The following is a 21,527-nucleotide window of genomic DNA, read 5'->3' on the forward strand; positions in this document are numbered from 1 at the left end:
GGGCGCCGGTGGGCGCCATCCACGCATGGCGTGGATCTACAGCTGTGCGGTTGTCACCATGCCTGGGCACGCCGTCATGGTGCGGCTGTGGTTGGGGTCAGAGCCCTTTCCTGCGGAAAGGGATCCGACCCCGATGGTTCGTTCAATACACATCGCGCCGGTAACGACCGGCCAGCAACAGCGCTTCCTTGCCCGCAGTACCCAACACCTGCTCGATCACCGCATCCACCGCCGGGGCCATGCCCTGCAGGCTGCCGCAGACCAGGATCGTCGTGCCTTCATCCACCCACTGCCGCAGCGTTGCCGCTTCGGCCAGCAGCCGGTCCTGCACATAGCGATGCGCGCCGCCATCTCGGCTGAACACTGCATCCAACCGCGCCAGCGTGCCGTCGGCCAGCATCGCCTGCAGTTCTTCACCGAAGTGGAAGTCGTGCGCGGCGGTACGCTCACCGAACAGCAGCCAGGTGCGGCGCGCGCCACTCCGGGCACGTTCGTGCAGATGCGCGCGCAGGCCGGCGATGCCGGTGCCGTTGCCGATCAGCAGCAGCGGCACATCGGCGGGCACGCCATGGAAATTGTCGTTGCGGCGCAGACGCAGCTGCACCGGTTCGTCGATGGCCGCGTGGTCGCACAGCCAGCCACTGCCGATGCCCGGTGTTCCATCGGCGCGCAGTTGGCGGCGCAGCAGCAGCTCCACCGCACCGTCGGCCATCACCGAGGCGATCGAGTACTCGCGATGCGGCAGCGGCTGCAGGGTCGCCAGCAATGCAGGCAGATCACCCGGGGGAACCAATGAGGGCAGGTGCGAGCGCGCGACGCGTGCCAGCAACGTCTGTCCGTCATCCAGCACGATGTCCGCGTCAAAGCGTTGTGTGTCCAGCCAGGCACGCACGGTGTGCGATGCGTGCTGTGGGCCGATCTCGGCGATGTCACCGGCCTGCCATTGCGCCTCTGCATCGGCTGGGGGCTGCAGGCGCAACCAATACACGGGACCGCCGGGGCTGCCCGGGTTCAGATGCTCGCGTTGCAGCAGCGTCCACGGCTGGTACTCGGCCGGACTCCAGTCGGGCAGTTCGCTGGCGTTACCGCCGAGTTGTCCCAGCAGCTGTTGCCAATGACGCAGCGCTGCCGGATCGGCGTTGTCGACTTCGATTGCATCGAACAGTGGATGCGCGCCGTGCTGGCGCAGCCATTGGTCGAGCTGGTGACCGAATCCGCAGAAGTGGCCATAGCTGCGGTCGCCCAGTGCGAGCACGCCGTAGTGCAGATGCTGCAGCGAGGGCGGCGTGGCCATCACCCCGCGCAGGAAAGGCAGCGCGTGGTCGGGCGCATCACCTTCGCCGGTGGTGCTGGCGATGAACAGCGCGCGCTGGCTGCCGGCCAGCAACGCGGCGTCGACCTCATGCAGTCCGCGCACGCGCGCTGGCACGCCGGCACCGCGCAGGGCCTCGGCGCTGCGTTCGGCCAGTTCGCGGGCAAAGCCGGTCTGGCTGGACCAGGCCAGCAGGATGGGCGCGGTGTCTCCGCTTGCGGCATCGTCGCGCGGGCGCCCACGCCACCACAGCGCAACGCAGGCCAGCGCATACAGCGCCGTGGCGAGTACCGCGATCTGAGACTGCCGCGCCGGTGGCGCGCCCTGCCCCCAGGCTTCACCGAGGTGCAGGCGCAGCAGCGCCCAGCCGATCAGCGCCAGCAGAAGCAGGACCAGCGCGTTGCCGAGCCACGCGCGCGACGGCCGGGTACTCATGGGCTCTGCTCGTCGAGCAGGCGCTGGAAGGCGCTGCTGAGGAATTCCTGCGGGCCGTCCGCTGCGCGTTGCAGGTAGCGCGCAGCCAGCCCTTCGCGTTCGGCCAGCGCCATGCCCTGTTCGCGGCCCAGCACGGTCAGTGCGGTGGCCCAGGCATCGGCGTGCATGGCGTCGTCGGCCACCACGGTGACTGCCGCGGCAACCTGGCGCACCGGTCTGCCCGAACGCGGGTCCAGGCTGTGACTGTAGGCCTCGCCATCGACCTGGTACTGGTGCCAGCGATCGCCGGAGGTGGCCACCGCCTTGCCCTCCAGCGCCAGCACCCGCAGCGGGGTATTGGTGTGCGCATCTTCTTCCGGCGCGGACTCCACCAGCACGCGCCACGGCTGGCCGTCCGGTTTGCGGCCGTAGCCGGCCAGTTCGCCGCCGACTTCGACCAGCGCGGCAGTGATGCCCTGTGTGCGCAGCCACGCAGCGACATGGTCGACGCCAAAGCCCTTGGCGATCGCGGAGAGATCCAGTTCCAGCCCACCCGGTTGCAGCAGCGCATCGTCCTGCCACTGCAGGCGCTGCCAACCGCAGCGATCGCGCGTGGCCTGCAGGGTAGCGTCGTCGGGCTGGCGGCGTTCACCGGCATGTGCACCGAAGCCCCACAGGGCAACCAGCGGACCGACGGTGGGATCGAAGGCGCCGCCACTGGTGGACGCGATCGCCTGTGCGCAGGCCACAACGTGGCGGGTCTCGGCCGGCAGCACGCACCATTGGCCCGCGTCGGCGCGGTTGTAGCGGCTCAGGTCCGAACCGGGCTCCCAGGTACTCATCTGCGCGACCACTTCGTCCAGCCGCGCCTGGATGCCGGCGTGCAGCGGGTGCAGGTCGCGCTGGCGCGGCGCGACCAGCGACACGCTCCAGGTGGTGCCCATGGTGGTGCCGCCGAGGCGGGCGATGTCGAGCAGGGAATCGGTCATGGTGATGCGTTGTGGGTGCGATGCCGGGCTGCCCGGCATCGCGGTCCACGTCATTACTGCGGCAGCACTTCCAGCGTGGCGACGTAGCTCAGGCGGCGCTTGGCGGCCTGCTTCACCGACGTCTTGTTGTCCTCGGTGCCGGTTTCCAGCCAGTACATGCCGGCTTCCGGCCAGGTCACCTTGATCTCGCCCTTGGCATCGCTGGTGACCTTCAGCTCGTCCTGTGCGTTGCGGTAGCGGGTGGCACCACGCACGATCTCGAATTCCAGGCCGGCCGCCGGCTTGCCATCGACCAGCACGCGGAAGGTGGCTTCCTCGCCGGCGAACAGATCGTTCGGGTGGCCGACGGCGACCAGCTCGATGCCACGGTTGGTCGGCTTCAGCGCGGTATCGTTCGGCGCGCCGTTGGTGACGAAGGTCTCCACGCGGCCGACCGACTGGCTCACTTCCAGCTTCTTCGCGTCCTTCGGCAGTTCGCCGAAGGTGGCAACGCTGCCGCGCCAGCGCTTGCGCTCGCCGTTCTGCTCGTAGGTGGCGAACAGGCCATCGTTGACCGACGCGATGCGGTAGGTGCCCGGCTGCTTCAGTTCGATGTCGAACACGCTGCGGTACTTGCCGGTCGACGCGTTCTGCGGCTGCACGCTGCTGCCGTCCGGTGCGGTGATCACCAGCGATTCCAGGCGCAGCGGCACGTGGTTGAAGTAGAACAGGTCGTTGGAGACCGCACCGTCGACAGTGATCCACGGCGCGTTGCCGGCGATCACGGTCTGCGAGGGCAGCAGCCAGGCCTTGTGGGCCAGGGCGGAGAAGGGAAGGGCAGCGGCCAGGGCGGCGGCGAGGACGAGCGTGCGCTTCATGCGGAAGACTCCAGTTGGAAGGGGTCGGATCCCTTTCCATCGGAAAGGGCTCTGACCCCGGGGGATACGGCGATGGGGTCAGAGCCCTTCCTGCGGAAGGGATCCGACCCCGGCTCAGGCAGTTATGGTTTGACGGCGAGGGTGACCTGGCCCAGTTCGGTGGCGCCCTGCGCCTTGCCGTTCTGCGCGGCGGTGGCCGGCCAGGTGAAGGGGATCTTCAGCAGTTCGCGGCCGCCGACTTCGCGCACCGCTTCCACTACCAGGGTGTAGTTGCCCGGGGCCAGCTGCTTCAGTGCCGGCTGCCTGTCATTGAACGACAGTGCGTGCTTGCCGGCCGGGCGGGTCGGACCGGTCACGCCGTCCACCGGCACCTGCAGGGTGCGGCCGCTCTTGCGCCACCACTGGCGCAGGTCGGGCAGCCACTTGGTGCCGTGGCCTTCGCTGTTGCTGGTCTGCTGGTACCAGACCGAGAGGTTGGCCGCGACCTTCTGGTCGGCGCCTTCCAGCCACACGGCCACATACGGGCGGTGGTATTCGGCCACGTTGAGCTTGGGCACTTCGACGTTGATGTCGAGGGTGGTGGCATAGGCCGGCGAGGTGGCCAGCAGGCCGCTGAGGGCGATGGTCAGGGTGACGCGCATGGGGCGGCTCCGGAAACGGGGAAAAGTCAGTGGATCAGCAACAGGGCGATCAGCAGCGGGATCATCAGGCCGAGGCCGACCAGCGGCCAGGTCATGCGCCGCTGCCGCGCATGCAGGTGCAGCAGGAACAGGCCGGTGATGCAGAACACCAGGCAGGCCACGGCGAACAGGTCCAGGAACCAGCCCCACGCCGGGCCCGCGTTGCGGCCCTTGTGCAGGTCGTTGAGGTAGGACACCGCGCCGCGCGAGGTCGATTCGTATTCCACCGCGCCGGTCTCGCGATCGATGCTCAGCCAGGCGTCGCCGCCGGGGCGGGGCAGCGACAGGTAGATCTCTTCGGGCGACCACTCGGCCGGTCGCCCGCCGATGGCGATGCCCAGCTGCGTGTCCAGCCACTGCCGGGCAGGGCGCGGAATCGGTGCGTTGCCGTCTTCGCGCGTGCCGAGCTGTCCAAGCAGCGCGGCCGGCAGTTCCAGATGCTGGTTCTGCACCTCGGGCTTGGCCTCGATCTTCGCGGCATGGTTGAGGGTCAGGCCGGTCACCGCGAACAGCAGCATGCCGATCAGGCACACCGCCGAGCTGATCCAGTGCCACTGGTGCAGCGTCCGCAGCCAGAAGCCACGGTTCTGTTGCTGCTGCACGGTGGAAGAGGCAGGACGGCTCACGGCACGGTTCGAGGCGGACGAGGACTGCCCATTACATCATTGATGAGAATAGCTCGCAATTGCGTATCGTTCTGTATCCCGGGAGCAGGCATTGCGGGTTGCCGGCCAGCGGCCGGCACTACCGATCGGAGATCCAGGCCATGCGTGGATGAAGCGGTGCCGACCAAGGTCGGCACCCACCGGGGAAGGGCACGGCGATCAGAACTTCGCGTTCAACGAAATCCAGTAGCTGCGGCGCTGGTCCTTGGTCGCGTAGTCATCCACGCAACTGAACTCGCTGGGATTGAGCAGCAGGCACGACTGCGAAACGAAGTCCTTGTCGAACAGGTTGTTGACCCGTGCATTGACCGTCAGCCACGGCGTAGCCTTCCAGCTGCCCCCCAGGTGGAAGATCGTGTAGTCCTCGTAATAGCGCACGTGGCGGGTGCCGGCACTGTCGATGAGGGTGTCGCGATAGCGGTCGTAGCGGCTTTCGCCGATCAGCGACAGGCTGATCGCTTCGTTGATCTGCCAGTTGAGGCTGGCGTTGGCCATGTGCTTTGCCGGCGTGGTGCCTGAGATCGGGCGTCCCTTGTCGGGGCCGCTGGTCTGCTCGCTCCTGGTCCAGGTGTAGTTGCCGCGCAGCTGCAGGGTTTCGAGCAGGTCGACATGACCGGCCAGTTCGGCGCCGCGGGTCTCGGCCTTGTCGATGTTCACGCTCTGGGTGAAGGTGCTGTAGCCCAGTGCTGCCCAGCCTGGGCCGATGTCCACGCAGTAGCCGCTGGCGGCGCGCGCCACTTCGCAGTTCGGGAACGTTCCGCCGCTGGCGATCTTGTCTTCGAACATGTTGAAGAAGCCGGTGACGTTGAAGCCCCAGCGCTGGCCTTCGTAGTAGGCGGCCAGCTCGTAGTTGGTGCTGGTTTCAGGCTTGAGGTTCGGGGAACCGACCAGCGGCAGCACGCCCTGGCCACCAAAGCCGGTGATGCCCGGGAACAACTGGTCCGGTCGCGGGGTCTTGTAGCCGGTGCTGACGCCACCCTTGAAGGTCCACGCATCGCTGGCGTTCCACACCAGGTAGCCACGCGGACTGACGTGGCTGCCGAACACGTTGTGGTCGTCGTAGCGCAGGCCGAAGGTAGCGGTGAGGGTATCGGTCAGCGCCCAGTTGTCCTCGGCGAACAGCGCCCACATGCGGTGCTTCTGCCTGGTGTTGCTGCGATAACCGGCGCCATCCATGCCGAACACGCCGTCGATCATGTCGGTGTCGTTGTACTGGCCGCCGACGGTCAGCTTGTGCGCGCCGAAGTCGAGGTCGAGCATCGTGTCGAGCACGTAGCCTTCCAGTTCCATGGTGCGCAGCGGACGCGGCAGGAACGCCTGCAGGCGCGCCATCTCGCTCGGGTTGAGCGCGGCCAGGGCATTGCCACGGCCGGCCGCGCAGTTGTTGGCGGCACCGGTGCGGCGGCAGACGTCATTCCACAGCGTCTGCAGGTTGGCGCGCTCGTCCAGGGTCAGCGGCAGCGAACGACCCAGGTTGCTGCTCTTGCTGTGGGTCAGTGAGGTCTGCCAGGTGCCGAAGCTGTAGCGGCCCTGGTGGGTCAGCGACAGCTGATCGCGCTCGTAGCGCTGGTAGGCGGTGTAGCCGACGCGCGGCTGCACCACGCGGCGGGTGACGGTGCCGCTGCCGTTCGGGTTGGGGATGACCGCATTGCCGACGCGCCACAGGCTGGCCAGGCTGTCCAGCGTGCCGGTCTGGCCTTCGCTGTTGTCGTACTTCTGCCGCGATACGTCGTAGTCCAGCCACAGTTCGTGGTCATCGTTGACCCGGAAGTCCAGGCGCACGCCGGTATTCCAGTTGGTGTTGGCCACCGACTTGCCACCGCCGCCGAAGCCGATGCTGCGCTCCCACAGGCTGCCGTCGGGCAGGGTCAGTGCGTCCCACTCCGGATTGGAGGCCTTGGCGTCGTAGTAGCTGCCGCGCACCGCCAGGCTGAGGCGGTCCTTCAGCAGCGGGCCGCTGAGATACAGGTCGGTGGTGCGCGCATCACCGAACTGGTCGTCCTGCTGCACGGTGAAGCCCTGGGTCACGGCGCCGTGCCAGCTGTCCTGGTTGCGTCGGGTGATGATGTTGATGACGCCACCCATCGCGTCCGAGCCGTACAGCGTGGACATCGGGCCGCGCACGACTTCGATGCGCTCGATCGCGTCCAGCGGCGGCAGGTAGGCGAACTGGCCGCCACCGAAATTGTTCGGGTACAGCTGGCCGACATTGCTCTGGCGGCGGCCGTCGATCAGCACCAGGGTGTATTCGGACGGCAGGCCGCGCATGGAGATGGTGGCGCGGCCGTTCTTGTCGGTGGCCTCCAGGCCGACGTCGATGCCCTCGACGTCGCGCAGCGCGTCGACCAGGTTGGTGTAGGGGCGCTTGCTGAGTTCTTCGCGGCTGACCACGCTGATGCTGGCCGGTGCATCGATCACCTTCTGCTCGAAGCCGGAGGCGGTGACCACCACCTTGTCCAGCGTCTGTGGCGCGCCGGAAGCGTCACCGTGGGCGAAGGCAGGGGCGGTCATGGCCGCCAGCACGGCGCTGGTCAGCAGGGTACGGGACAGGGACGAACGGACACGATGGCGCTGGGCCATGGCAGTAACCTCAAAGGATGCAGGGTGGTGCGATGCCAGGCGCGAACGGCGCGGCATGCACGGGGAGGCCCGGTCAGGGGCGGCAGGGATGAAGCAGGCAGCGGCGCGCGGGCGCGACCGCGCAGGCGGTCACGCGGGGCCGTGAATCAGGCGAGCGGCGGCGCCTGGCCGCGTTGCTGGCGGCGCCCGGGCGCATCGGCCCAGGGCGTATCCGGAGCGGCCAGCGGCCAGTCCGGGCGCACGCCGGGCATGGCCGGCGTGGCGGGTACGAGTTCAAGCTCGGTGCGCAGCCATTGGCTGGCCAGCAGCAACGGCGGGCGTGCCTTCTCGGCTGATTTCACCGGAGCGGCAGCACAGCGGCGCAGCTTGGCCGGTGCCTCTTCCTGCAAGGCTTCGCCGCCGCGCTCTTCCAGCGGCATCTGCACGGCCATTCCGGCCTGGCCGTGTGGCAGCAGCGGCAGGGTGCCCAGCAGCAAGGCCAGCATCGCCACCCACGCCAGCAGGCTGGCCAGCGCAGGACGCTGGCCGCGCATGGCGGTGCCCATCTTGCGATGGATGAGTGGACGAGGGCGAAGCGGGCGCAGCAAGCAGGGGTCCCCAGGGGTCTGCCGGCAGCGGCCGGCATCAACGGGGCGTGATTGTAATGAGAGCTGTTAGCTGTTGCAAATGAGAATGATTGCCAAAATGTCGCAGGCCAGCCCGACCGGGCTCAGACCTCGCTCCAGCGCCGCAGCAGGTTGTGGTACACGCCGGTCAGCTGCAGCACCGCCTCGGCGTCGCCGCCGGTCTGCCGCAGGCGCTCGATCGAGCCGTCCATTTCCCATAGCAGGCGGCGCTGCACATCGTCGCGGACCATGCTCTGCACCCAGAAGAACGAGGCCACGCGCGCGCCGGCGGTGACGGGGCGCACCCGGTGCAGGCTGCTGGACGGGTACACGATCAGGTCGCCGGCGGGCAGCTTCACTTCGTGCTCGCCGTAGGTGTCGCTGATGATCAGTTCGCCGCCCTCGTACTCGTCCGGCGCCGACAGGAACAGGGTGCAGGAAATGTCCGAACGCAGCTGTTCGCCGTTGGCCAGGTTCATCACCGCGCCATCAACATGGAAGCCATAGGTGCCGCCACCGCTGTAGCGGTTGAAGCGCGGCGGCAGGTATTTCAGCGGCAGCGCGGCGCTGAAGAACAGCGGGTGCCGGGCCAGCGCGACGAGGACGATCTCGCCCAGTTCGCGGCGCAGCGGTGAGGCCTCGGGCAGCTGCTGGTTGTGCTTGGCCTGCGCGCCCAGATGGCCGACGGTTTCGCGGCCATCGGTCCAGTCTGCGGCATCCAGTCGGCGGCGAAAGTCGGCCACCTGGTCGGCGCTGAGAATGTCGGGGATGTGCAGCAGCATGCGGGACTCCTCAGAGGGACGGCGGCGCGACCAGGGCGCGCACTTGTGGATGCGGCGACGCGGCCAGTTCGGGCACGATGTGCGCCATGAACGCCGGGCTGCCGTGGGCCAGTGCGAGCCGCAGCCAGTGCACGGCCTGCTCGACCTGTCCGGCCTGCAGCAGGATCGAGGCGTAGTTCGCCTGGCCGCGGAAATCGCCGGCTTCGGCCGCGCGCTGGTACCAGGCCAGGGCTGCCTGCGGATCGGGTGCGGTATCCAGCCCGTCTTCGAGGTGGCGGGCCAGCAGGTTCATCGATTTGGCATGGCCGAGGTGTGCGGCACGGGTGTACAGGGCCAGCGCCTGTGCGCGGTCCTGGGGCACGCCGCGGCCGGTGGCCAGCAGGTTGGCCAGGTTGTACAGGCCCCAGTCCAAGCCGGTGTCGGCCGCGCGCCGGTACCACACCGCGGCCAGCACCGGGTCGGGTGCGGTGCCCTGGCCCAGTTCGTGGCAGCGGCCCAGCATGTTCATCGCCATCGGCGCGCCGTTGTTGGCGGCGGTTTCGTACCAGAGCCGTGCCGCCGAGGCGTCCTGTGCGGTGCCTTTGCCTTCCATGTGCATCTGCGCGAGCAGCAGTTGTGCCTCGACCTGTCCGGCCTGCGCGGCGTCGCGCACGCGTGCGAAGGCAGCCTGCGGATCGTGCTGCAGCAGCGCGGCCAGAGCATCGCTGTCGATGGGGGTACGGGTTGCCATGGGATGAGTATCGCCGGAAACAAAAACGGCGGCAGGAGAGCCTGCCGCCGTGGTGGAGCGCAATTACATCAGAACTTCACGTTCAGTGCCAGGGTGGCCGAGCGACCCGGGGCGATGCTCGCGTAGTGCGAGGCATAGGCCTTGGTGAAGTAGGTCTTGTCGGTCAGGTTCTGCACGTTGAGCTGCAGGCTGATGTTGTCCTGGATCGCGTAGCTGGCCATCGCGTCGAAGCGGGTGTAGCTGGCAATCCACTTGGTGTTGGCGACGTCACCGTACTGCTTGTCCGAGTAGAACGCACCGGCGCCGATGGTCAGGCCGATCGGGAAGCGGTAGGTGGTCCACAGGTTGGCGCTGTGCTTGGCGGTGTTCGGGAACACGTTGCCGTTGTTCGGCGACGGCACGTAGACGTTGGACGGGCAGGTGCGGCCCACCGGTGCGCCACAGACGAAACCGTTGTCCTTCAGTTCCGAGTCCAGGTAGGTGTAGCCGCCGTACAGGCTCCAGGCATCGGTCAGCTGGCCGGTGAAGCCCAGCTCGAAGCCGTTGATTTCCTTCTTGCCGGCGTTCTGGCTGGTGCCGTTGTCGATGGTCACGCGTGCGTTGTTCATCACGGTGTGGAAGATCGCTGCGGTCAGGTTCAGGCGCTTGTCGAACAGGTCCCACTTGGTGCCCAGTTCGAGGTTCCTGGTGTCCTGCGGCTTGAGGTCGGCCACGGCGGCGCTCAGGCCGTCCGAACCGTCACCACCGTCCATGCCCGGCGGGGTCGAGGAGGTGCCCCAGGACAGGTAGATGCTGCCGTTGGCGGCCGGCTTGAACACCACGCCGGCCTGGTAGTTCAGGAAGTCGTTGCTGTTGCGCACGCGGGTCGGTGCCTTGCCGGCCACCGGAGTGGTCAGGGTGGTACGGAAGTCGTCGTAGCGAAGGCCGAGGTTGATCATCCACTGCTCATTGAGCTCGATGGTGTCGAACACGTAGGCCGAGGTGGTCTTGGTGCGCTGCTCGACGTCCAGTGCCTTGTCGCTGCGATAGACGATCTGACCGGCCGCCCATGGATCGTTCGGGTTCGGATTGTTGAAGTCGGTGCAGTTGTAGCCGGTGGCCGCGCCGGACACCTGGCAGCGAGTGCTGTTGGCGCTGTTTTCAAGGGGATTGGCGGTGCCCGGCGACATCAGGTAGCTGCCACGGGTCATCTTCTCGTCGCTGTACTCCACGCCCGCGCTGTAGCTGTGCTTGAGCGCGCCGGTCTGGAACGCACCGGTCAGGCCCAGCTGGTCGGCGAAGCTCTTGACGTCGACCGCACGGGTGTTGGTGCGACGCCACAAGGTGCCGTACAGGTTGGGGTTGCCCTTGCTGTCGTCCGGCTGGGTCCACAGGTAGTCGTTGCTGGTGTTGCCCAGGCGCGCGATGTTGCGCAGCTTGTGGCCACCGAAGTCGTAGCTGGCATCCAGGGTGCTGATGTCGGCGCGGGTGCGCTGGAAGTCACGGTCGACCAGACCGTAGTAGTTGTTGCGGTCCGGCACCATCGGGCGGCCATCACCATTCTTGGCCACGTTCGGGCCGCTGGAGAACGGATTGCTGTAGGGGAAGCCACCCGCATCGGGCAGGTCATCGCTCTGCATGTGGTAGTGGCTGGCGATCAGCTGCGCCGGGCCGTTCAGGCCGAACGCGATCGACGGCGCGATGCCCCAGCGGCTGACGTTGGCGGCGTCGCGGCCGGCGATGTCCGACTCGTGCTTCATCAGGTTCAGGCGGGCGGCGATGCCGTCGCCCAGCACGTAGTTGGCGTCCACGGTGCCGCGCGCGTAGCTGTCGGTGCCGATGCCCATGCTGGCGCTGGTCTCGTTCTTCAGCTTCGGCGTCTTGCTCACCAGGTTCAGGCTGCCACCACCGGAGTCACGGCCGCCGTAGGCCGAGCTCGGGCCCTTGACCACTTCCACCTGTTCCAGGTCGAAGATCTCGCGGGTCTGCGAGCCGACGTCGCGCAGGCCGTCGACGAACACGTTGCTCTGCGAATCGAAGCCACGGATGAAGGGGCGGTCACCGGTCGGGTTGCCGCCTTCGCCGGCACCGAAGGTGATGCCCGGCACCATGCGCAGCGCATCCTGCAGGTTGGTCGCACCGGTTTCGGCGATCAGCTTCTCCGACACGATCGACACCGACTTCGGGGTGTCCAGCAGCTCGGCGGTGAACTTCGGCGAGGACGGGTTGAACCAGCTGCCGCGCACCTGCACCTTGTCCAGCTCGGTGGCGTTGCGGGAACCGGCGTCGGCGCCGTCGGCAGCCTGCGCAGCCAGCGGAGCAAAGCCCGCGGCCAGGGTGGCGGTGGCGAGCAGGGAAACGCGCGGGGCGTGCTTGCGGGACGTGATGTGGGTCATGACTGTGGGTAGTGGCTTGGATCGGGAAAGGGCGAGCGCGAGCCGGCGCAGATGGGCATGCGGCGACAGGCGGGAAGTGGGTGCTGTAGAGCCGAGCCAGGCTCGGCTGGCGGGAAACGCAATCAGGCGCACGGCAACGGCCGCAGGGCGCCTCAGCTGGCGTGCGGTGCGGGCGGTGCGTGGCCGGGGTTCAACCGCAGCGCGGGATCATGCAACTGCCAGCGCAGGGCATCGGAGCGCCATAGCGGGATACGCGCGACCAGAGCGGCGCGTGCAGGGACCAGACCGGTGCAGGGCGAGGTGCCCTCGCCATCGAACGGAGGCTCCGGTGCTGGTGCGGCGTGCTGCGGGCATTCGTCGGCTGGCGGTTGCGGCAGCGGCATCGCCTGCAGCAGATCTTCAGCGTGTGCCTGCCAGCCGTGCGCGGCCGGATCGCCGCCACGCCCTTCGTGCAAGGCCGACCAGCCCAGCAGCAACGTCAGCAGCACGGCCACGAGCAGTGGCCACCCTTGGCGGGCGAGCTGGCACAGCGTGGCGGTGGGCGCGGGCGAAGCCATGGCGCAGGGGCGATGTCGTTACGAAGATGTTACGTAGAATAACATCAACGATAATGATTCGCATATGCGCAATCGGGTTGCCGATCTGGATGGCCTGGAAGGGCCTTGGAGGGCCCCCCAGTGCACTTCAGTGGATCCGCCCCATGGGTGCATGCTCTCCCGCGAGGCGCCCTCTGGGGGCTCTCCGGGCCGGGCGCCGCCTCAATCCCGGTCGTCGCGGGTCCAGACCGCGTCGTGCTCGCGCTTCACCGGGAACTTGGGCACAGGGCTGTAGGCCGGGGCGCACAGGGCGCGGCCATCGCGCACGTCGAAGCGCGCGCCGTGCAGCACGCACTCCACGCTGCCTTCCGTCGTGTTGAACTCGCCCGAGGACAGTTCGAACTCTTCATGAGTGCACTGGTCTTCCAGGGCGTACAGCTCACCGTCCAGGTTGAACACCACGATCGGCGTGCCGGTCACTTCGTCGAACACGCTCTTCATTTCACCCGGCAGCAGCTCGTTGCCGGCACAGACAAAGGTCCAGGCCTCGCTCACGCGGTGGCTCCGTTCAGCGGCTTTTCCAGGATCTCGAAGCGCAGGTCGTCGCGCTTCGGGATGCCGAAGCGTTCGTCGCCATACGGGAACGGCTTCTTGATGCCGGTACGGCTGTAGCCGCGGCGCTCGTAGAAGGCGATCAGCTCGTCGCGCACGTCGATGACGGTCATCTGCATCACCGGTACGTTCCATTCGCGCGCGGCGTGTGCTTCGGCGGCATCCATCAGCTGCTTGCCGACGCCGCCGCCCTGCTGGGCCGGATCGACCGAGAACATGCCGAAGTAGCCCTTGCCGTCGACATCGGCGACGTGGGCGCAGGCCACCAGCTGGTCCCCGCGCTCGGCCAGCAGGATGGTGGAGCGCGGGCGGTCGAGGTCGGCCTGGATGCCTTCGGCGTCGATGCGGGCGCCATCCAGCAGGTCGGCTTCGGTGGTCCAGCCAACGCGGCTGGCGTCGCCACGGTAGGCCGAGGTGACGAGGGCGATCAGGGCGGGGATGTCGGCCGGCGTGGCGGCGCGGAAGGTCAGGGTGCTCATGGCCCCATTCTAGGTGGGGCGTGGGCGGGCGCAAATGGGGGGAGGGGGCAGATCCCTTTCGCAACGCGGAGGAGCTCTGCCCCCGGCGTCTACTGACCCAACGGCAGGCCATGGACCGACTGGCACGGGCGCGGAATCGGCGGATGCTCGGGGTCGGATCCCTTTGCGCAGCGAAGGGCTCTGACCCCCTGTTACCAGGAGCAGGCCATGCCGAGGCCACGACGGGTCGATGCACCCGGATACCCGCAAACATGTCGTCCAGCGCGGCAACAATCGCCAGCCCGTGTTCTTCACCGATGGCGACCGCGCCGCCTGCCTTCGCCTGCTGTGTCATCACGCGCACCAGCAGCATTGCCGGGTTCACGCCTATGTGTTGATGGGCAACCACGTCCATCTTCTGGCAACGCCTGATGTCTGCGGCGGGCTGTCAACGATGATGCAGGCCGTGAGCCGGGCCTACGTACGTCGGGTGAATGATCGGCAGGGCCGCACCGGCACGTTATGGGAGGGGCGCTTCCACTCCACGGTGGTGGATTCGGATCGCTATCTGCTGGCCTGCCAGCGCTACATAGAGCTCAACCCGGTTCGGGCGGGGAAGGTGGCGCATCCCGGCGACTATCGTTGGTCCAGCTATCGCGCCAATGCGCGTGGCAGGCCCAATGCGCTGCTCGAGCCGCATTCGGCATTCGAGCTGATGGGTTCTGATGCGGATGAACGGCGCAGGCGCTATGTGGAGTTCATCGAGGCGGGCATTCCGGCGGGGGATCTGCTGGCGATCCGGCGGGCATTGCAGTCGCAACGGCGGCTGTCGGGAATGCTGGTGGGGTCAGATCCCTTTCGCGTCGCGAAAGGACCTGACCCCGGTGTGCCGGCTCAGCCCAGCAGCTTGCGCACCTTGGTCAGCGCGGTCATGAAGCGCTCGATCTCGGCGTGGGTGTTGTAGAACGCCAGCGAGGCACGGCAGGTTGCCGCGACGCCGAAGTACTGCAGCAGCGGGTGCGCGCAGTGCTGGCCTGACCGCACGGCCACGCCTTCCAGGTCGAGCAGGGTTGCCAGGTCGTGGGCATGTGCGCCGTCGATCAGGAACGAGACCACGGCGGCCTTCTCCGGTGCTTCGCCGATGATGCGCAGGCCATCGACGCGGCGCAGCTCTTCGGTGAAATGCGCCAGCAGTTCAGCCTCGCGTGCTTCCACGTTCTCCTGGCCAAGCTGCTGCAGGTAGTCGGCGGCCACGCCCAGGCCGATGAAGCCGGCGATGTTCGGGGTGCCGGCTTCGAACTTGTGCGGGGCATCGTTGAACACGGTGCCGTCGAAGCTGACTTCCTTGATCATCTCGCCGCCGCCAAGGAACGGCGGCATCGCATCCAGGTGCTCGCGGCGCGCCCACAGCGCACCGGTGCCGGTCGGACCACACATTTTGTGGCCGGTGATGGCGTAGAAGTCACAGCCGATCGCGGCCACGTCGACCTTGCGGTGCGGCACGGCCTGCGAGCCATCAACCACGGTGATGATGCCGCGCTTGCGCGCTTCACGGCAGATCTCGCGCACCGGGTTGACCGTGCCCAGCACGTTGGACACGTGGGTGACCGCCAGCAGCTTGACCTCCGGGGTCATTGCCGCGCGCAGCGCATCCAGATCGAGTGCGCCGTCAGGAGTGATCTCGGCCACGCGGATGGTGGCGCCGGTACGCTGTGCGACCAGCTGCCACGGCACGATGTTGGCGTGGTGTTCCATGCGCGTGATCAGGATCACGTCGCCGGCCTTCAATCGCGGCAGGGCCCACGAATACGCCACCAGGTTGATGGCGAAGGTAGTGCCGCTGCACAGCACCAGGTCGCTGGGGCGCACGTTGAGGAAGCGTGCCAGCGTGTTGCGCGCGCCTTCGTAGGCGTCGGTGGCTTCGCTGCCCAGTGCATGCACCGCGCGGCTGACGTTGGCGTTGTAACGCCGGTAGAACTCGTCCACCGCGCCGATCACCTGCACCGGCTTCTGGCCGGTGTTGGCATTGTCGAAATAGACCAGCGGCTTGCCGTGCACTTCACGCATCAGCAGCGGGAAGTCGAGGCGGACGCGATCCCAATCGAGCGCGCCGGTGCGTTCTTCGATCGGGCGCGGGGTGGACAGGTTCATGCCACACCCGCCTCGGCCAGGGCCTTGTCCAAACGGCGTGCCAGCTGCTCGCGCAGGGCTTCCGGCAGGATCTTCAGCGGCTCGTGGCAGAACGCGGCGCTCAGCAGTGCCTGCGCCTGTGCCTGCGGCAGGCCGCGCGAGCGCAGGTAGAACAGCGCGTTGGCATCGAGCTGGCCGACAGTGGCACCATGCGCGGCCTTCACTTCATCGGCGTCGATGACCAGCGTCGGCTGGGTATCGATCTCGGCGTCGGCCGACAGCAGCAGGTTCTTGTTGGACAGGTTCGCATCGGTGCCGTCGGCGCCTTCGCGGATCTGAATGCCACCATGGAACACCACGCGGCTGCGGTTGGCGGCAACGCCACGCCACAGCAGCTCGCAACTCGTATCGCGTGCGATGTGGTCGATGCCCAGGCGGGTTTCGACGTGGCGGCGGCCATTGCCGAGCAGCACGCCGTTGGCGGTCAGCTGGGCATTGTCGCCTTCCAGGCGCACGTTCAGTTCATGGCGGCTGAGCGCGGCGCCCAGTTCCAGATCGACGCGGTGGTACTGCGCGTCGCGGGCCAGCACGGCGTCGGTGCGCAGGAAGCTGGTCTGGCGCGCGCTGCCGGCCTGCACGCGGGCGTGCTTGAGCACGCCATCGCGGGCGACATGGGCGTGCAGCACGGTGTTGTCCAGGTGGGCCGAATCGCCGACGCTGAGGCGGTGCTCGACCACGCCCAGGCTGGCGCCGGCACGCAGTTCGATCAGGTGGCGGTGGTGCCAGGCCAGGTCGGTATCGCCGGCGACGCTGGCGAACACCAGCTGCAGCGGCGCTTCGACCTGCACGCCTTCGTCCACGCGCAGCACCACGCCTTCATCGGCCAGCGCGGCATTCAGGCGGGCGAAGATCTCTTCGCTGCGCTCGTAGCGGCGGCCAAGGAAACGCACGGCGTCTTCGCCGGAGGCCAGTGCGGCCGACAGCGGCTGCAGCTGCACGCCGGCCGGCAGGCTCTGCACGTCGCTCAGCGCGGCATCCAGGCGGCCGTTGACGAACACCAGGCGCGGTGCCGGGATGTCGTCCAGCAGCGCGGCGTCCAGCGCCGGGCCCTGCAGTGGTGCAGCCGCGAACGCACGGCGTTCCAGCTGGCGCAGCGAGGTGTACTTCCAGGCTTCGTTGCGCGCGGCTGGCAGGCCGTCACGCAGGGCCGCGTCCAGCACTTCGCGGCGCGCGTCGCTGCCGCAGAAGGCCTGGGCCATGGAGTCGAGCAGGGCGCTCATCAGACCGCCGCCTCGCGCACCACGCGATCCTTGAGGAAATCGTAGCCGTGCGCTTCCAGTTCCAGCGCCAGTTCCGGGCCGCCACTCTTGACGATGCGGCCATCGGCCAGCACGTGCACCACGTCCGGCTTGATGTAGTCGAGCAGTCGCTGGTAGTGGGTGATGACCAGGAACGAGCGGTCGGCGCCGCGCAGCGCGTTGACGCCGTCGGCGACGCTCTTCAGCGCGTCGATGTCCAGGCCCGAATCGGTTTCGTCCAGGATCGCCAGCTTCGGCTCGAGCACGGCCAGCTGGAAGATCTCGTTGCGCTTCTTTTCGCCACCGGAGAAGCCTTCGTTGACGCCACGGTGCAGCAGCTCGTCCTTCAGGTGCAGCACGGCCAGCTTCTGGCGCACCAGCTTGAGGAACTGCATGGAGTCCAGTTCGTCCTCGCCACGCGCCTTGCGCTGCGCGTTCAGCGCGGCGCGCAGGAAGTAGGTGTTGTTCACACCCGGGATTTCCACCGGGTACTGGAACGCCAGGAACAGGCCGGCGGCGGCGCGCGCTTCCGGGTCCTGGTCGAGCAGGTCGCTGCCTTCGAACTGCACGCTGCCTTCGGTCACTTCATAGCCGTCGCGGCCTGCCAGGACATTGCCCAGGGTGGACTTGCCGGCGCCGTTCGGGCCCATGATGGCGTGCACCTGGCCGGGCTTAACATCCAGCGACAGGCCCTTGAGGATTTCCTTGTCGCCGATGCGGGCGTGGAGGTTTTCGATCTTCAGCATGGTCATGGCTTGGTAGGTTTCGGGGCTGCGGGGTCGATGCGGACGATCTGCACCGTGCCGTTGCCGGACTGCCCAGGTTGAGCGGGGAGGGCGGAGAAAACCACGATGATCTCTTCACCGGGTTCTTGCAGGCAGGAGACTGCGAGGGAGGCCTGTCGGATGGATTCGGCAGCGGCGCGATCCAGCTCACGGTTGCCCGAGCTCAGGCGAGCCCGGATCGCGCCGAAGCTGCCGTCCTGCCGCGTTGTCAGCAGTATCGAGAATTCTTTCGGCGCGGAGATGACCGTGCTGGCGGGCAATTTGACCGGGGTGGCACCCACCAGTTCTTCGGGGGTGCAGGACGCGTTGGCCAGGGCCCAGGGCGAAAGGCCCAGCAGCAACAGTGCGGGCAAAGACGTACGCATCATCCGACGCTTCCTTCCAGCGAGACTTCCAGCAGCTTCTTGGCCTCCACCGCGAACTCCATCGGCAGTTCGCGGAACACCTGCTTGCAGAAGCCGTCGACGATCATCGACACCGCGTCTTCCTGGCTGATGCCACGGGCGCGGCAGTAGAACAGCTGGTCGTCGGAAATCTTCGAGGTGGTCGCCTCGTGTTCGACGGTGGCGCCCGGGTTCTTCACCTCGATGTAGGGGAAGGTGTGCGCGCCGCACTGCTTGCCGATCAGCAGCGAATCGCACTGGGTGTAGTTGCGCGCGCCATCGGCGTTGCGGTCCACCCGCACCAGGCCGCGGTAAGTGTTCTGGCCACGGCCGGCACTGATGCCCTTGCTGACGATCTTGCTCTTGGTGCGCTTGCCGACGTGGATCATCTTGGTGCCGGTGTCCGCCTGCTGGCGGTGATGGGTCAGCGCCACGGAGTGGAACTCACCGACCGAGTCGTCGCCGAGCAGCACGCAGGACGGGTACTTCCAGGTGATCGCCGAACCGGTTTCGACCTGGGTCCAGGTGACCTTGCTGCGCGCGCCACGGCATTCGGCACGCTTGGTGACGAAGTTGTAGATGCCGCCGACGCCGTTCTCGTCGCCCGGGTACCAGTTCTGCACGGTGGAGTACTTGATCTCCGCGTCTTCCAGCGCGACCAGCTCGACCACCGCCGCGTGCAGCTGGTTCTCGTCGCGCATCGGCGCGGTGCAGCCTTCCAGGTAGGACACGTAGGCCTTGTCCTCGCACACGATCAGGGTGCGCTCGAACTGGCCGGTGTGGCCGGCATTGATGCGGAAGTAGGTGCTCAGTTCCATCGGGCAACGCACGCCCTTGGGAATGAACACGAAGCTGCCATCGGAGAACACCGCCGAATTGAGCGCGGCGAAGTAGTTGTCGCCTACCGGCACCACGGTGCCCAGGTACTGGCGGACCAGTTCCGGATGTTCCTTGATGGCCTCGGACATCGAGCAGAAGATGATGCCCTTCTCGGCCAGTTCCTTGCGGAACGTGGTACCGACGGACACCGAGTCGAACACCGCGTCCACCGCCACGCCTGCCAGCTTGGCACGCTCGTGCAGCGGCACGCCCAGCTTGTCGTAGGTGTCCAGCAGCTCCTTGGGCACGTCATCCAGCGAGGCGTACTTCGGGCCCTTCGGCGCGGAGTAGTAGCTGAGCGCCTGCAGGTCGATCGGCGCGATCTCCAGCTTGGCCCAGTCCGGCATCGGCATGGTCAGGAAGTGGCGGTAGGCGTCCAGGCGCCACTGCGTCATCCACTCCGGCTCGTCCTTCTTGGCCGACAGGGCACGGATGGTGTCCTCGTCCAGGCCCGGCGGCAGGGAGTCCGATTCGATCTCGGTGATGAAGCCGGCCGAATACTTGCGGCCGAGCTGCTCGTGGATCTCGCGGTTGGGGGTGTCGTCGTGGGCGACGTTTTCGATGGTTTCGGTGGCCATGGGGGGCTGCCTGTGGATCAGGAGACGACGTCGACAGCGATGGTGCGGCGCTGTTCGTCATCGGCAAGGGGAAGAGGGGGCAGGATCTGGGCGAGGGTGACATCGCGCAGGGCCTCGGAGACCACGTCGTTGATCAGCCGCCAGCTGCTGCGCGCGCCGCACTTGGGCGCCATGCCGCACTGGTGGTGGTCGTGGCTGCATTCGGTCAGGGCCAATGGCCCTTCCATCGCTTCGACCACTTCGAACAGCGAGATCTCGATGGCCGGGCGGGTCAGGCGGTAGCCGCCACGGACACCGCGCAGGCCTTCGACCAGGCCGGCCTGGGCCAGCGGCTTGAGCACCTTGCTGACGGTGGGCGGCTCCAGGCCGGTGAATTCGGCCAGTTCGGTGGCACTGAGCACCTCGCCCGGACGGGCGGCAAGCACGGTCAGCACCACGGTGGCGTAATCGGTGAGCTTGGTGACACGCAACATGGGAATGCGAGCGGTTCTTAAAGCGGACTGAAATTGTACGCTTTTATTCGCCGGCATCCAACCCGGGCATTCAGCCGGCGCTGGGACGGACCGGGACGACGCACCGGGGTCACCGCCGGGGCGCCATGCTGCGCCAACGGGGTGATTTTCGCAATCACCCGGAATGGGCGAGAATCCCGGTTCCATCCGCTGCAAACAGCCCGTGCCGATGCCGAAGAAGATCCAAGCCCGCAAGTCCGCCATCCATGGCAACGGCGTGTTCGCCGTGGCCCCGATCAAGCAGGGCGAGCGCGTGATCCAGTACAAGGGCCTGCTGCGCAGCCACGGCGACGTTGATGCCGATGACAGCGGCGACGTCGAAAGCGGCCATACCTTCCTGTTCACCCTCAACGATGACTGGGTGATCGATGCCAACTACAAGGGCAACGATGCGCGCTGGATCAACCACAGCTGCGATCCGAACTGCGAGGCGGTGATCGAGGAAGACGAGGACGGTGACAGCCGTGGCGACAAGGTGTTCATCGAGGCGCTGCGTGACATCAAGGCCGGCGAAGAGCTGACCTACAACTACGGCATCACCCTGGCCGAGCGTCACACCGCCAAGCTGAAGAAGATCTGGGAGTGCCGCTGCGGCTCGCCCAAGTGCACCGGCACCATGCTGCAGCCCAAGCGCTGACTGGTACCGGGTAGTGCCGACCGCTGGCCGGCAAGGCGCAATCCAGGTGCCGGCCAGCGGCCGGCACCACCCGGAGGCTCTCCACCTGCCGTGCACGGCAGGGTCACCGCCGTGCAAGGGCCGTTCTTCCATTCTGTCGGCACCCCCAACCGGAGTGCACCCATGGCAGAACGATTGAAGGGCAAGCAGATTGCCATCCTTGCCACCCACGGCTTTGAACAGTCCGAACTGACCGAACCCAAGCGTCTGCTGGAAGCCGAAGGCGCGCGCGTCAGCGTCGTGTCGCCTGCAAAGGAGGCGACGATCAAGGGCTGGAAAGAGAAGGACTGGGGCGACGCCGTTGCAGTGGATATTCCGCTGGATGAGGCCGATCCGGCCAGCTTCGATGCCCTGGTGCTGCCGGGAGGGGTCATCAATCCGGACACGCTGCGTACCGACGAGGCTGTACTCGGCTTCGTCCGCGCAGTAGACGAAGCCGGCAAGCCTGTGGCGGCGATCTGCCATGGCCCGTGGCTGCTGATCAACAGTGGCCTCGCCGATGGCCGCGAGCTGACGTCCTGGCCGTCCCTGCAGCAGGATCTGACCAATGCGGGGGCGAACTGGCGCGATGCCGAGGTCGTGGTCGACGGCAACGTGATCACCAGCCGCAAGCCGGACGACATCCCAGCCTTCAGTGAGGCGGTGGTCAAGGCACTCGCCGCCTGATGCGCTGCCGGTAGTGCCGGCCGCT

The 21,527-nt window shown here is 67.3% G+C and carries 22 protein-coding genes; 3 read left to right on the plus strand and 19 right to left on the minus strand.

Translation table 11 applies throughout. The annotated features are described in order from the left end of the window. Positions 1 to 142 precede the first annotated feature (142 nt). The 13 genes from AC5P8Y_RS04585 to AC5P8Y_RS04645 form a co-directional block, all read right to left on the minus strand. On the minus strand, positions 143 to 1,747 hold the full coding sequence (locus tag AC5P8Y_RS04585; protein ID WP_049403271.1) for a sulfite reductase subunit alpha: 1,605 nt from the start codon (positions 1,745 to 1,747) through the stop codon (positions 143 to 145). Continuing rightward, positions 1,744 to 2,715 carry an FAD:protein FMN transferase gene (locus AC5P8Y_RS04590; protein WP_111188185.1) on the minus strand — a complete coding sequence of 324 codons (972 nt, stop codon included), beginning with the start codon at positions 2,713 to 2,715 and terminating at the stop codon, positions 1,744 to 1,746. Before AC5P8Y_RS04590 ends, AC5P8Y_RS04585 begins: the two co-directional genes overlap by 4 nt. 53 nt (positions 2,716 to 2,768) lie before the next feature. Then, entirely contained in the window at positions 2,769 to 3,572 is an 804-nt protein-coding gene (locus tag AC5P8Y_RS04595; protein ID WP_049403270.1) for a DUF4198 domain-containing protein, read from the minus strand. Positions 3,573 to 3,694: 122 nt separating this feature from the next. Further along, entirely contained in the window at positions 3,695 to 4,213 is a 519-nt protein-coding gene (locus AC5P8Y_RS04600; protein ID WP_005408420.1) for a DUF2271 domain-containing protein, read from the minus strand. Positions 4,214 to 4,239: 26 nt separating this feature from the next. Continuing rightward, positions 4,240 to 4,878 carry a PepSY-associated TM helix domain-containing protein gene (locus AC5P8Y_RS04605; protein WP_005408421.1) on the minus strand — a complete coding sequence of 213 codons (639 nt, stop codon included), beginning with the start codon at positions 4,876 to 4,878 and terminating at the stop codon, positions 4,240 to 4,242. Between the two features lie 198 nt (positions 4,879 to 5,076). Beyond that, on the minus strand, positions 5,077 to 7,497 hold the full coding sequence (locus tag AC5P8Y_RS04610; RefSeq protein ID WP_164133323.1) for a TonB-dependent receptor domain-containing protein: 2,421 nt from the start codon (positions 7,495 to 7,497) through the stop codon (positions 5,077 to 5,079). A 146-nt stretch (positions 7,498 to 7,643) separates the two neighbouring features. Further along, positions 7,644 to 8,042, minus strand: a complete 399-nt coding sequence (locus tag AC5P8Y_RS04615) for a hypothetical protein (RefSeq protein WP_005408423.1) — start codon at positions 8,040 to 8,042, stop codon at positions 7,644 to 7,646. Between the two features lie 164 nt (positions 8,043 to 8,206). Next, positions 8,207 to 8,884: a Fe2+-dependent dioxygenase gene (locus AC5P8Y_RS04620; protein ID WP_049403267.1), complete on the minus strand. Its 678-nt coding sequence runs from the start codon at positions 8,882 to 8,884 to the stop codon at positions 8,207 to 8,209. Between the two features lie 10 nt (positions 8,885 to 8,894). Then, positions 8,895 to 9,614 (minus strand): tetratricopeptide repeat protein, encoded by a 720-nt coding sequence (locus AC5P8Y_RS04625; RefSeq protein ID WP_227415301.1) that lies wholly within the window; start codon positions 9,612 to 9,614, stop codon positions 8,895 to 8,897. Positions 9,615 to 9,682: 68 nt separating this feature from the next. After that, positions 9,683 to 11,989, minus strand: a complete 2,307-nt coding sequence (locus AC5P8Y_RS04630) for a TonB-dependent receptor (protein ID WP_033835561.1) — start codon at positions 11,987 to 11,989, stop codon at positions 9,683 to 9,685. Positions 11,990 to 12,141: 152 nt separating this feature from the next. After that, complete coding sequence (locus tag AC5P8Y_RS04635) at positions 12,142 to 12,546, minus strand: hypothetical protein (RefSeq protein ID WP_005408427.1); 405 nt, start codon at positions 12,544 to 12,546, stop codon at positions 12,142 to 12,144. A 201-nt stretch (positions 12,547 to 12,747) separates the two neighbouring features. Continuing rightward, positions 12,748 to 13,080 (minus strand): non-heme iron oxygenase ferredoxin subunit, encoded by a 333-nt coding sequence (locus AC5P8Y_RS04640; RefSeq protein ID WP_005412525.1) that lies wholly within the window; start codon positions 13,078 to 13,080, stop codon positions 12,748 to 12,750. After that, the gene (locus AC5P8Y_RS04645; protein WP_033835564.1) at positions 13,077 to 13,616 is read right to left on the minus strand and encodes a GNAT family N-acetyltransferase; all 540 of its coding nucleotides are present in this window, start codon (positions 13,614 to 13,616) and stop codon (positions 13,077 to 13,079) included. Before AC5P8Y_RS04645 ends, AC5P8Y_RS04640 begins: the two co-directional genes overlap by 4 nt. Positions 13,617 to 13,845: 229 nt before the next feature. On the opposite strand from AC5P8Y_RS04645, the gene AC5P8Y_RS04650 reads away from it, so the two are divergent. Continuing rightward, positions 13,846 to 14,559 (plus strand): transposase, encoded by a 714-nt coding sequence (locus AC5P8Y_RS04650; RefSeq protein ID WP_049456627.1) that lies wholly within the window; start codon positions 13,846 to 13,848, stop codon positions 14,557 to 14,559. Here AC5P8Y_RS04650 and AC5P8Y_RS04655 read toward each other — a convergent pair. From AC5P8Y_RS04655 to AC5P8Y_RS04680, 6 genes are read right to left on the minus strand one after another with little or no spacing between them, the layout of a single operon-like run. After that, positions 14,490 to 15,746, minus strand: coding sequence for a cysteine desulfurase (locus tag AC5P8Y_RS04655; protein ID WP_033835565.1), 1,257 nt, complete (start codon positions 15,744 to 15,746; stop codon positions 14,490 to 14,492). The two genes, AC5P8Y_RS04650 and AC5P8Y_RS04655, sit on opposite strands and share 70 nt — an antisense overlap. Continuing rightward, entirely contained in the window at positions 15,743 to 17,005 is a 1,263-nt protein-coding gene (gene sufD, locus AC5P8Y_RS04660) for a Fe-S cluster assembly protein SufD (RefSeq protein WP_033835566.1), read from the minus strand. Before sufD ends, AC5P8Y_RS04655 begins: the two co-directional genes overlap by 4 nt. Then, the gene (gene sufC, locus AC5P8Y_RS04665) at positions 17,005 to 17,769 is read right to left on the minus strand and encodes a Fe-S cluster assembly ATPase SufC (RefSeq protein WP_033835567.1); all 765 of its coding nucleotides are present in this window, start codon (positions 17,767 to 17,769) and stop codon (positions 17,005 to 17,007) included. Before sufC ends, sufD begins: the two co-directional genes overlap by 1 nt. Before the next feature lie 2 nt (positions 17,770 to 17,771). Further along, the gene (locus AC5P8Y_RS04670; RefSeq protein WP_164133325.1) at positions 17,772 to 18,176 is read right to left on the minus strand and encodes a hypothetical protein; all 405 of its coding nucleotides are present in this window, start codon (positions 18,174 to 18,176) and stop codon (positions 17,772 to 17,774) included. Then, positions 18,173 to 19,648: a Fe-S cluster assembly protein SufB gene (gene sufB / locus AC5P8Y_RS04675; protein ID WP_005408435.1), complete on the minus strand. Its 1,476-nt coding sequence runs from the start codon at positions 19,646 to 19,648 to the stop codon at positions 18,173 to 18,175. The genes AC5P8Y_RS04670 and sufB overlap by 4 nt, the downstream gene beginning before the upstream one ends. A gap of 17 nt (positions 19,649 to 19,665) precedes the next feature. Next, positions 19,666 to 20,121 carry an SUF system Fe-S cluster assembly regulator gene (locus AC5P8Y_RS04680; protein ID WP_005408436.1) on the minus strand — a complete coding sequence of 152 codons (456 nt, stop codon included), beginning with the start codon at positions 20,119 to 20,121 and terminating at the stop codon, positions 19,666 to 19,668. A 208-nt stretch (positions 20,122 to 20,329) separates the two neighbouring features. Here AC5P8Y_RS04680 and AC5P8Y_RS04685 point away from each other — a divergent pair, with 208 nt between their 5' ends. Both AC5P8Y_RS04685 and AC5P8Y_RS04690 read left to right on the plus strand, forming a co-directional pair. Beyond that, entirely contained in the window at positions 20,330 to 20,797 is a 468-nt protein-coding gene (locus AC5P8Y_RS04685) for an SET domain-containing protein (protein ID WP_012479369.1), read from the plus strand. A 162-nt stretch (positions 20,798 to 20,959) separates the two neighbouring features. Then, a complete protein-coding gene (locus tag AC5P8Y_RS04690) occupies positions 20,960 to 21,502 on the plus strand; it encodes a type 1 glutamine amidotransferase domain-containing protein (protein WP_033835569.1) in 543 nt (180 codons plus the stop codon). Positions 21,503 to 21,527 lie beyond the last annotated feature (25 nt).

This window comes from Stenotrophomonas sp. YJH_SMC_12-1, assembly GCF_059370935.1.

Coding starts and splice junctions, on each gene's coding strand:
- AC5P8Y_RS04585 (WP_049403271.1), bottom strand. CDS start 1,747: ATGAGTACCCGGCCGTCGCGCGCGTGGCTCGGCAACGCGCTGGTCCTG.
- AC5P8Y_RS04590 (WP_111188185.1), bottom strand. CDS start 2,715: ATGACCGATTCCCTGCTCGACATCGCCCGCCTCGGCGGCACCACCATG.
- AC5P8Y_RS04595 (WP_049403270.1), bottom strand. CDS start 3,572: ATGAAGCGCACGCTCGTCCTCGCCGCCGCCCTGGCCGCTGCCCTTCCC.
- AC5P8Y_RS04600 (WP_005408420.1), bottom strand. CDS start 4,213: ATGCGCGTCACCCTGACCATCGCCCTCAGCGGCCTGCTGGCCACCTCG.
- AC5P8Y_RS04610 (WP_164133323.1), bottom strand. CDS start 7,497: ATGGCCCAGCGCCATCGTGTCCGTTCGTCCCTGTCCCGTACCCTGCTG.
- AC5P8Y_RS04615 (WP_005408423.1), bottom strand. CDS start 8,042: ATGGGCACCGCCATGCGCGGCCAGCGTCCTGCGCTGGCCAGCCTGCTG.
- AC5P8Y_RS04620 (WP_049403267.1), bottom strand. CDS start 8,884: ATGCTGCTGCACATCCCCGACATTCTCAGCGCCGACCAGGTGGCCGAC.
- AC5P8Y_RS04625 (WP_227415301.1), bottom strand. CDS start 9,614: ATGGCAACCCGTACCCCCATCGACAGCGATGCTCTGGCCGCGCTGCTG.
- AC5P8Y_RS04630 (WP_033835561.1), bottom strand. CDS start 11,989: ATGACCCACATCACGTCCCGCAAGCACGCCCCGCGCGTTTCCCTGCTC.
- AC5P8Y_RS04635 (WP_005408427.1), bottom strand. CDS start 12,546: ATGGCTTCGCCCGCGCCCACCGCCACGCTGTGCCAGCTCGCCCGCCAA.
- AC5P8Y_RS04645 (WP_033835564.1), bottom strand. CDS start 13,616: ATGAGCACCCTGACCTTCCGCGCCGCCACGCCGGCCGACATCCCCGCC.
- AC5P8Y_RS04650 (WP_049456627.1), top strand. CDS start 13,846: ATGCACCCGGATACCCGCAAACATGTCGTCCAGCGCGGCAACAATCGC.
- AC5P8Y_RS04655 (WP_033835565.1), bottom strand. CDS start 15,746: ATGAACCTGTCCACCCCGCGCCCGATCGAAGAACGCACCGGCGCGCTC.
- sufD (WP_033835566.1), bottom strand. CDS start 17,005: ATGAGCGCCCTGCTCGACTCCATGGCCCAGGCCTTCTGCGGCAGCGAC.
- sufC (WP_033835567.1), bottom strand. CDS start 17,769: ATGCTGAAGATCGAAAACCTCCACGCCCGCATCGGCGACAAGGAAATC.
- AC5P8Y_RS04670 (WP_164133325.1), bottom strand. CDS start 18,176: ATGATGCGTACGTCTTTGCCCGCACTGTTGCTGCTGGGCCTTTCGCCC.
- sufB (WP_005408435.1), bottom strand. CDS start 19,648: ATGGCCACCGAAACCATCGAAAACGTCGCCCACGACGACACCCCCAAC.
- AC5P8Y_RS04680 (WP_005408436.1), bottom strand. CDS start 20,121: ATGTTGCGTGTCACCAAGCTCACCGATTACGCCACCGTGGTGCTGACC.
- AC5P8Y_RS04685 (WP_012479369.1), top strand. CDS start 20,330: ATGCCGAAGAAGATCCAAGCCCGCAAGTCCGCCATCCATGGCAACGGC.
- AC5P8Y_RS04690 (WP_033835569.1), top strand. CDS start 20,960: ATGGCAGAACGATTGAAGGGCAAGCAGATTGCCATCCTTGCCACCCAC.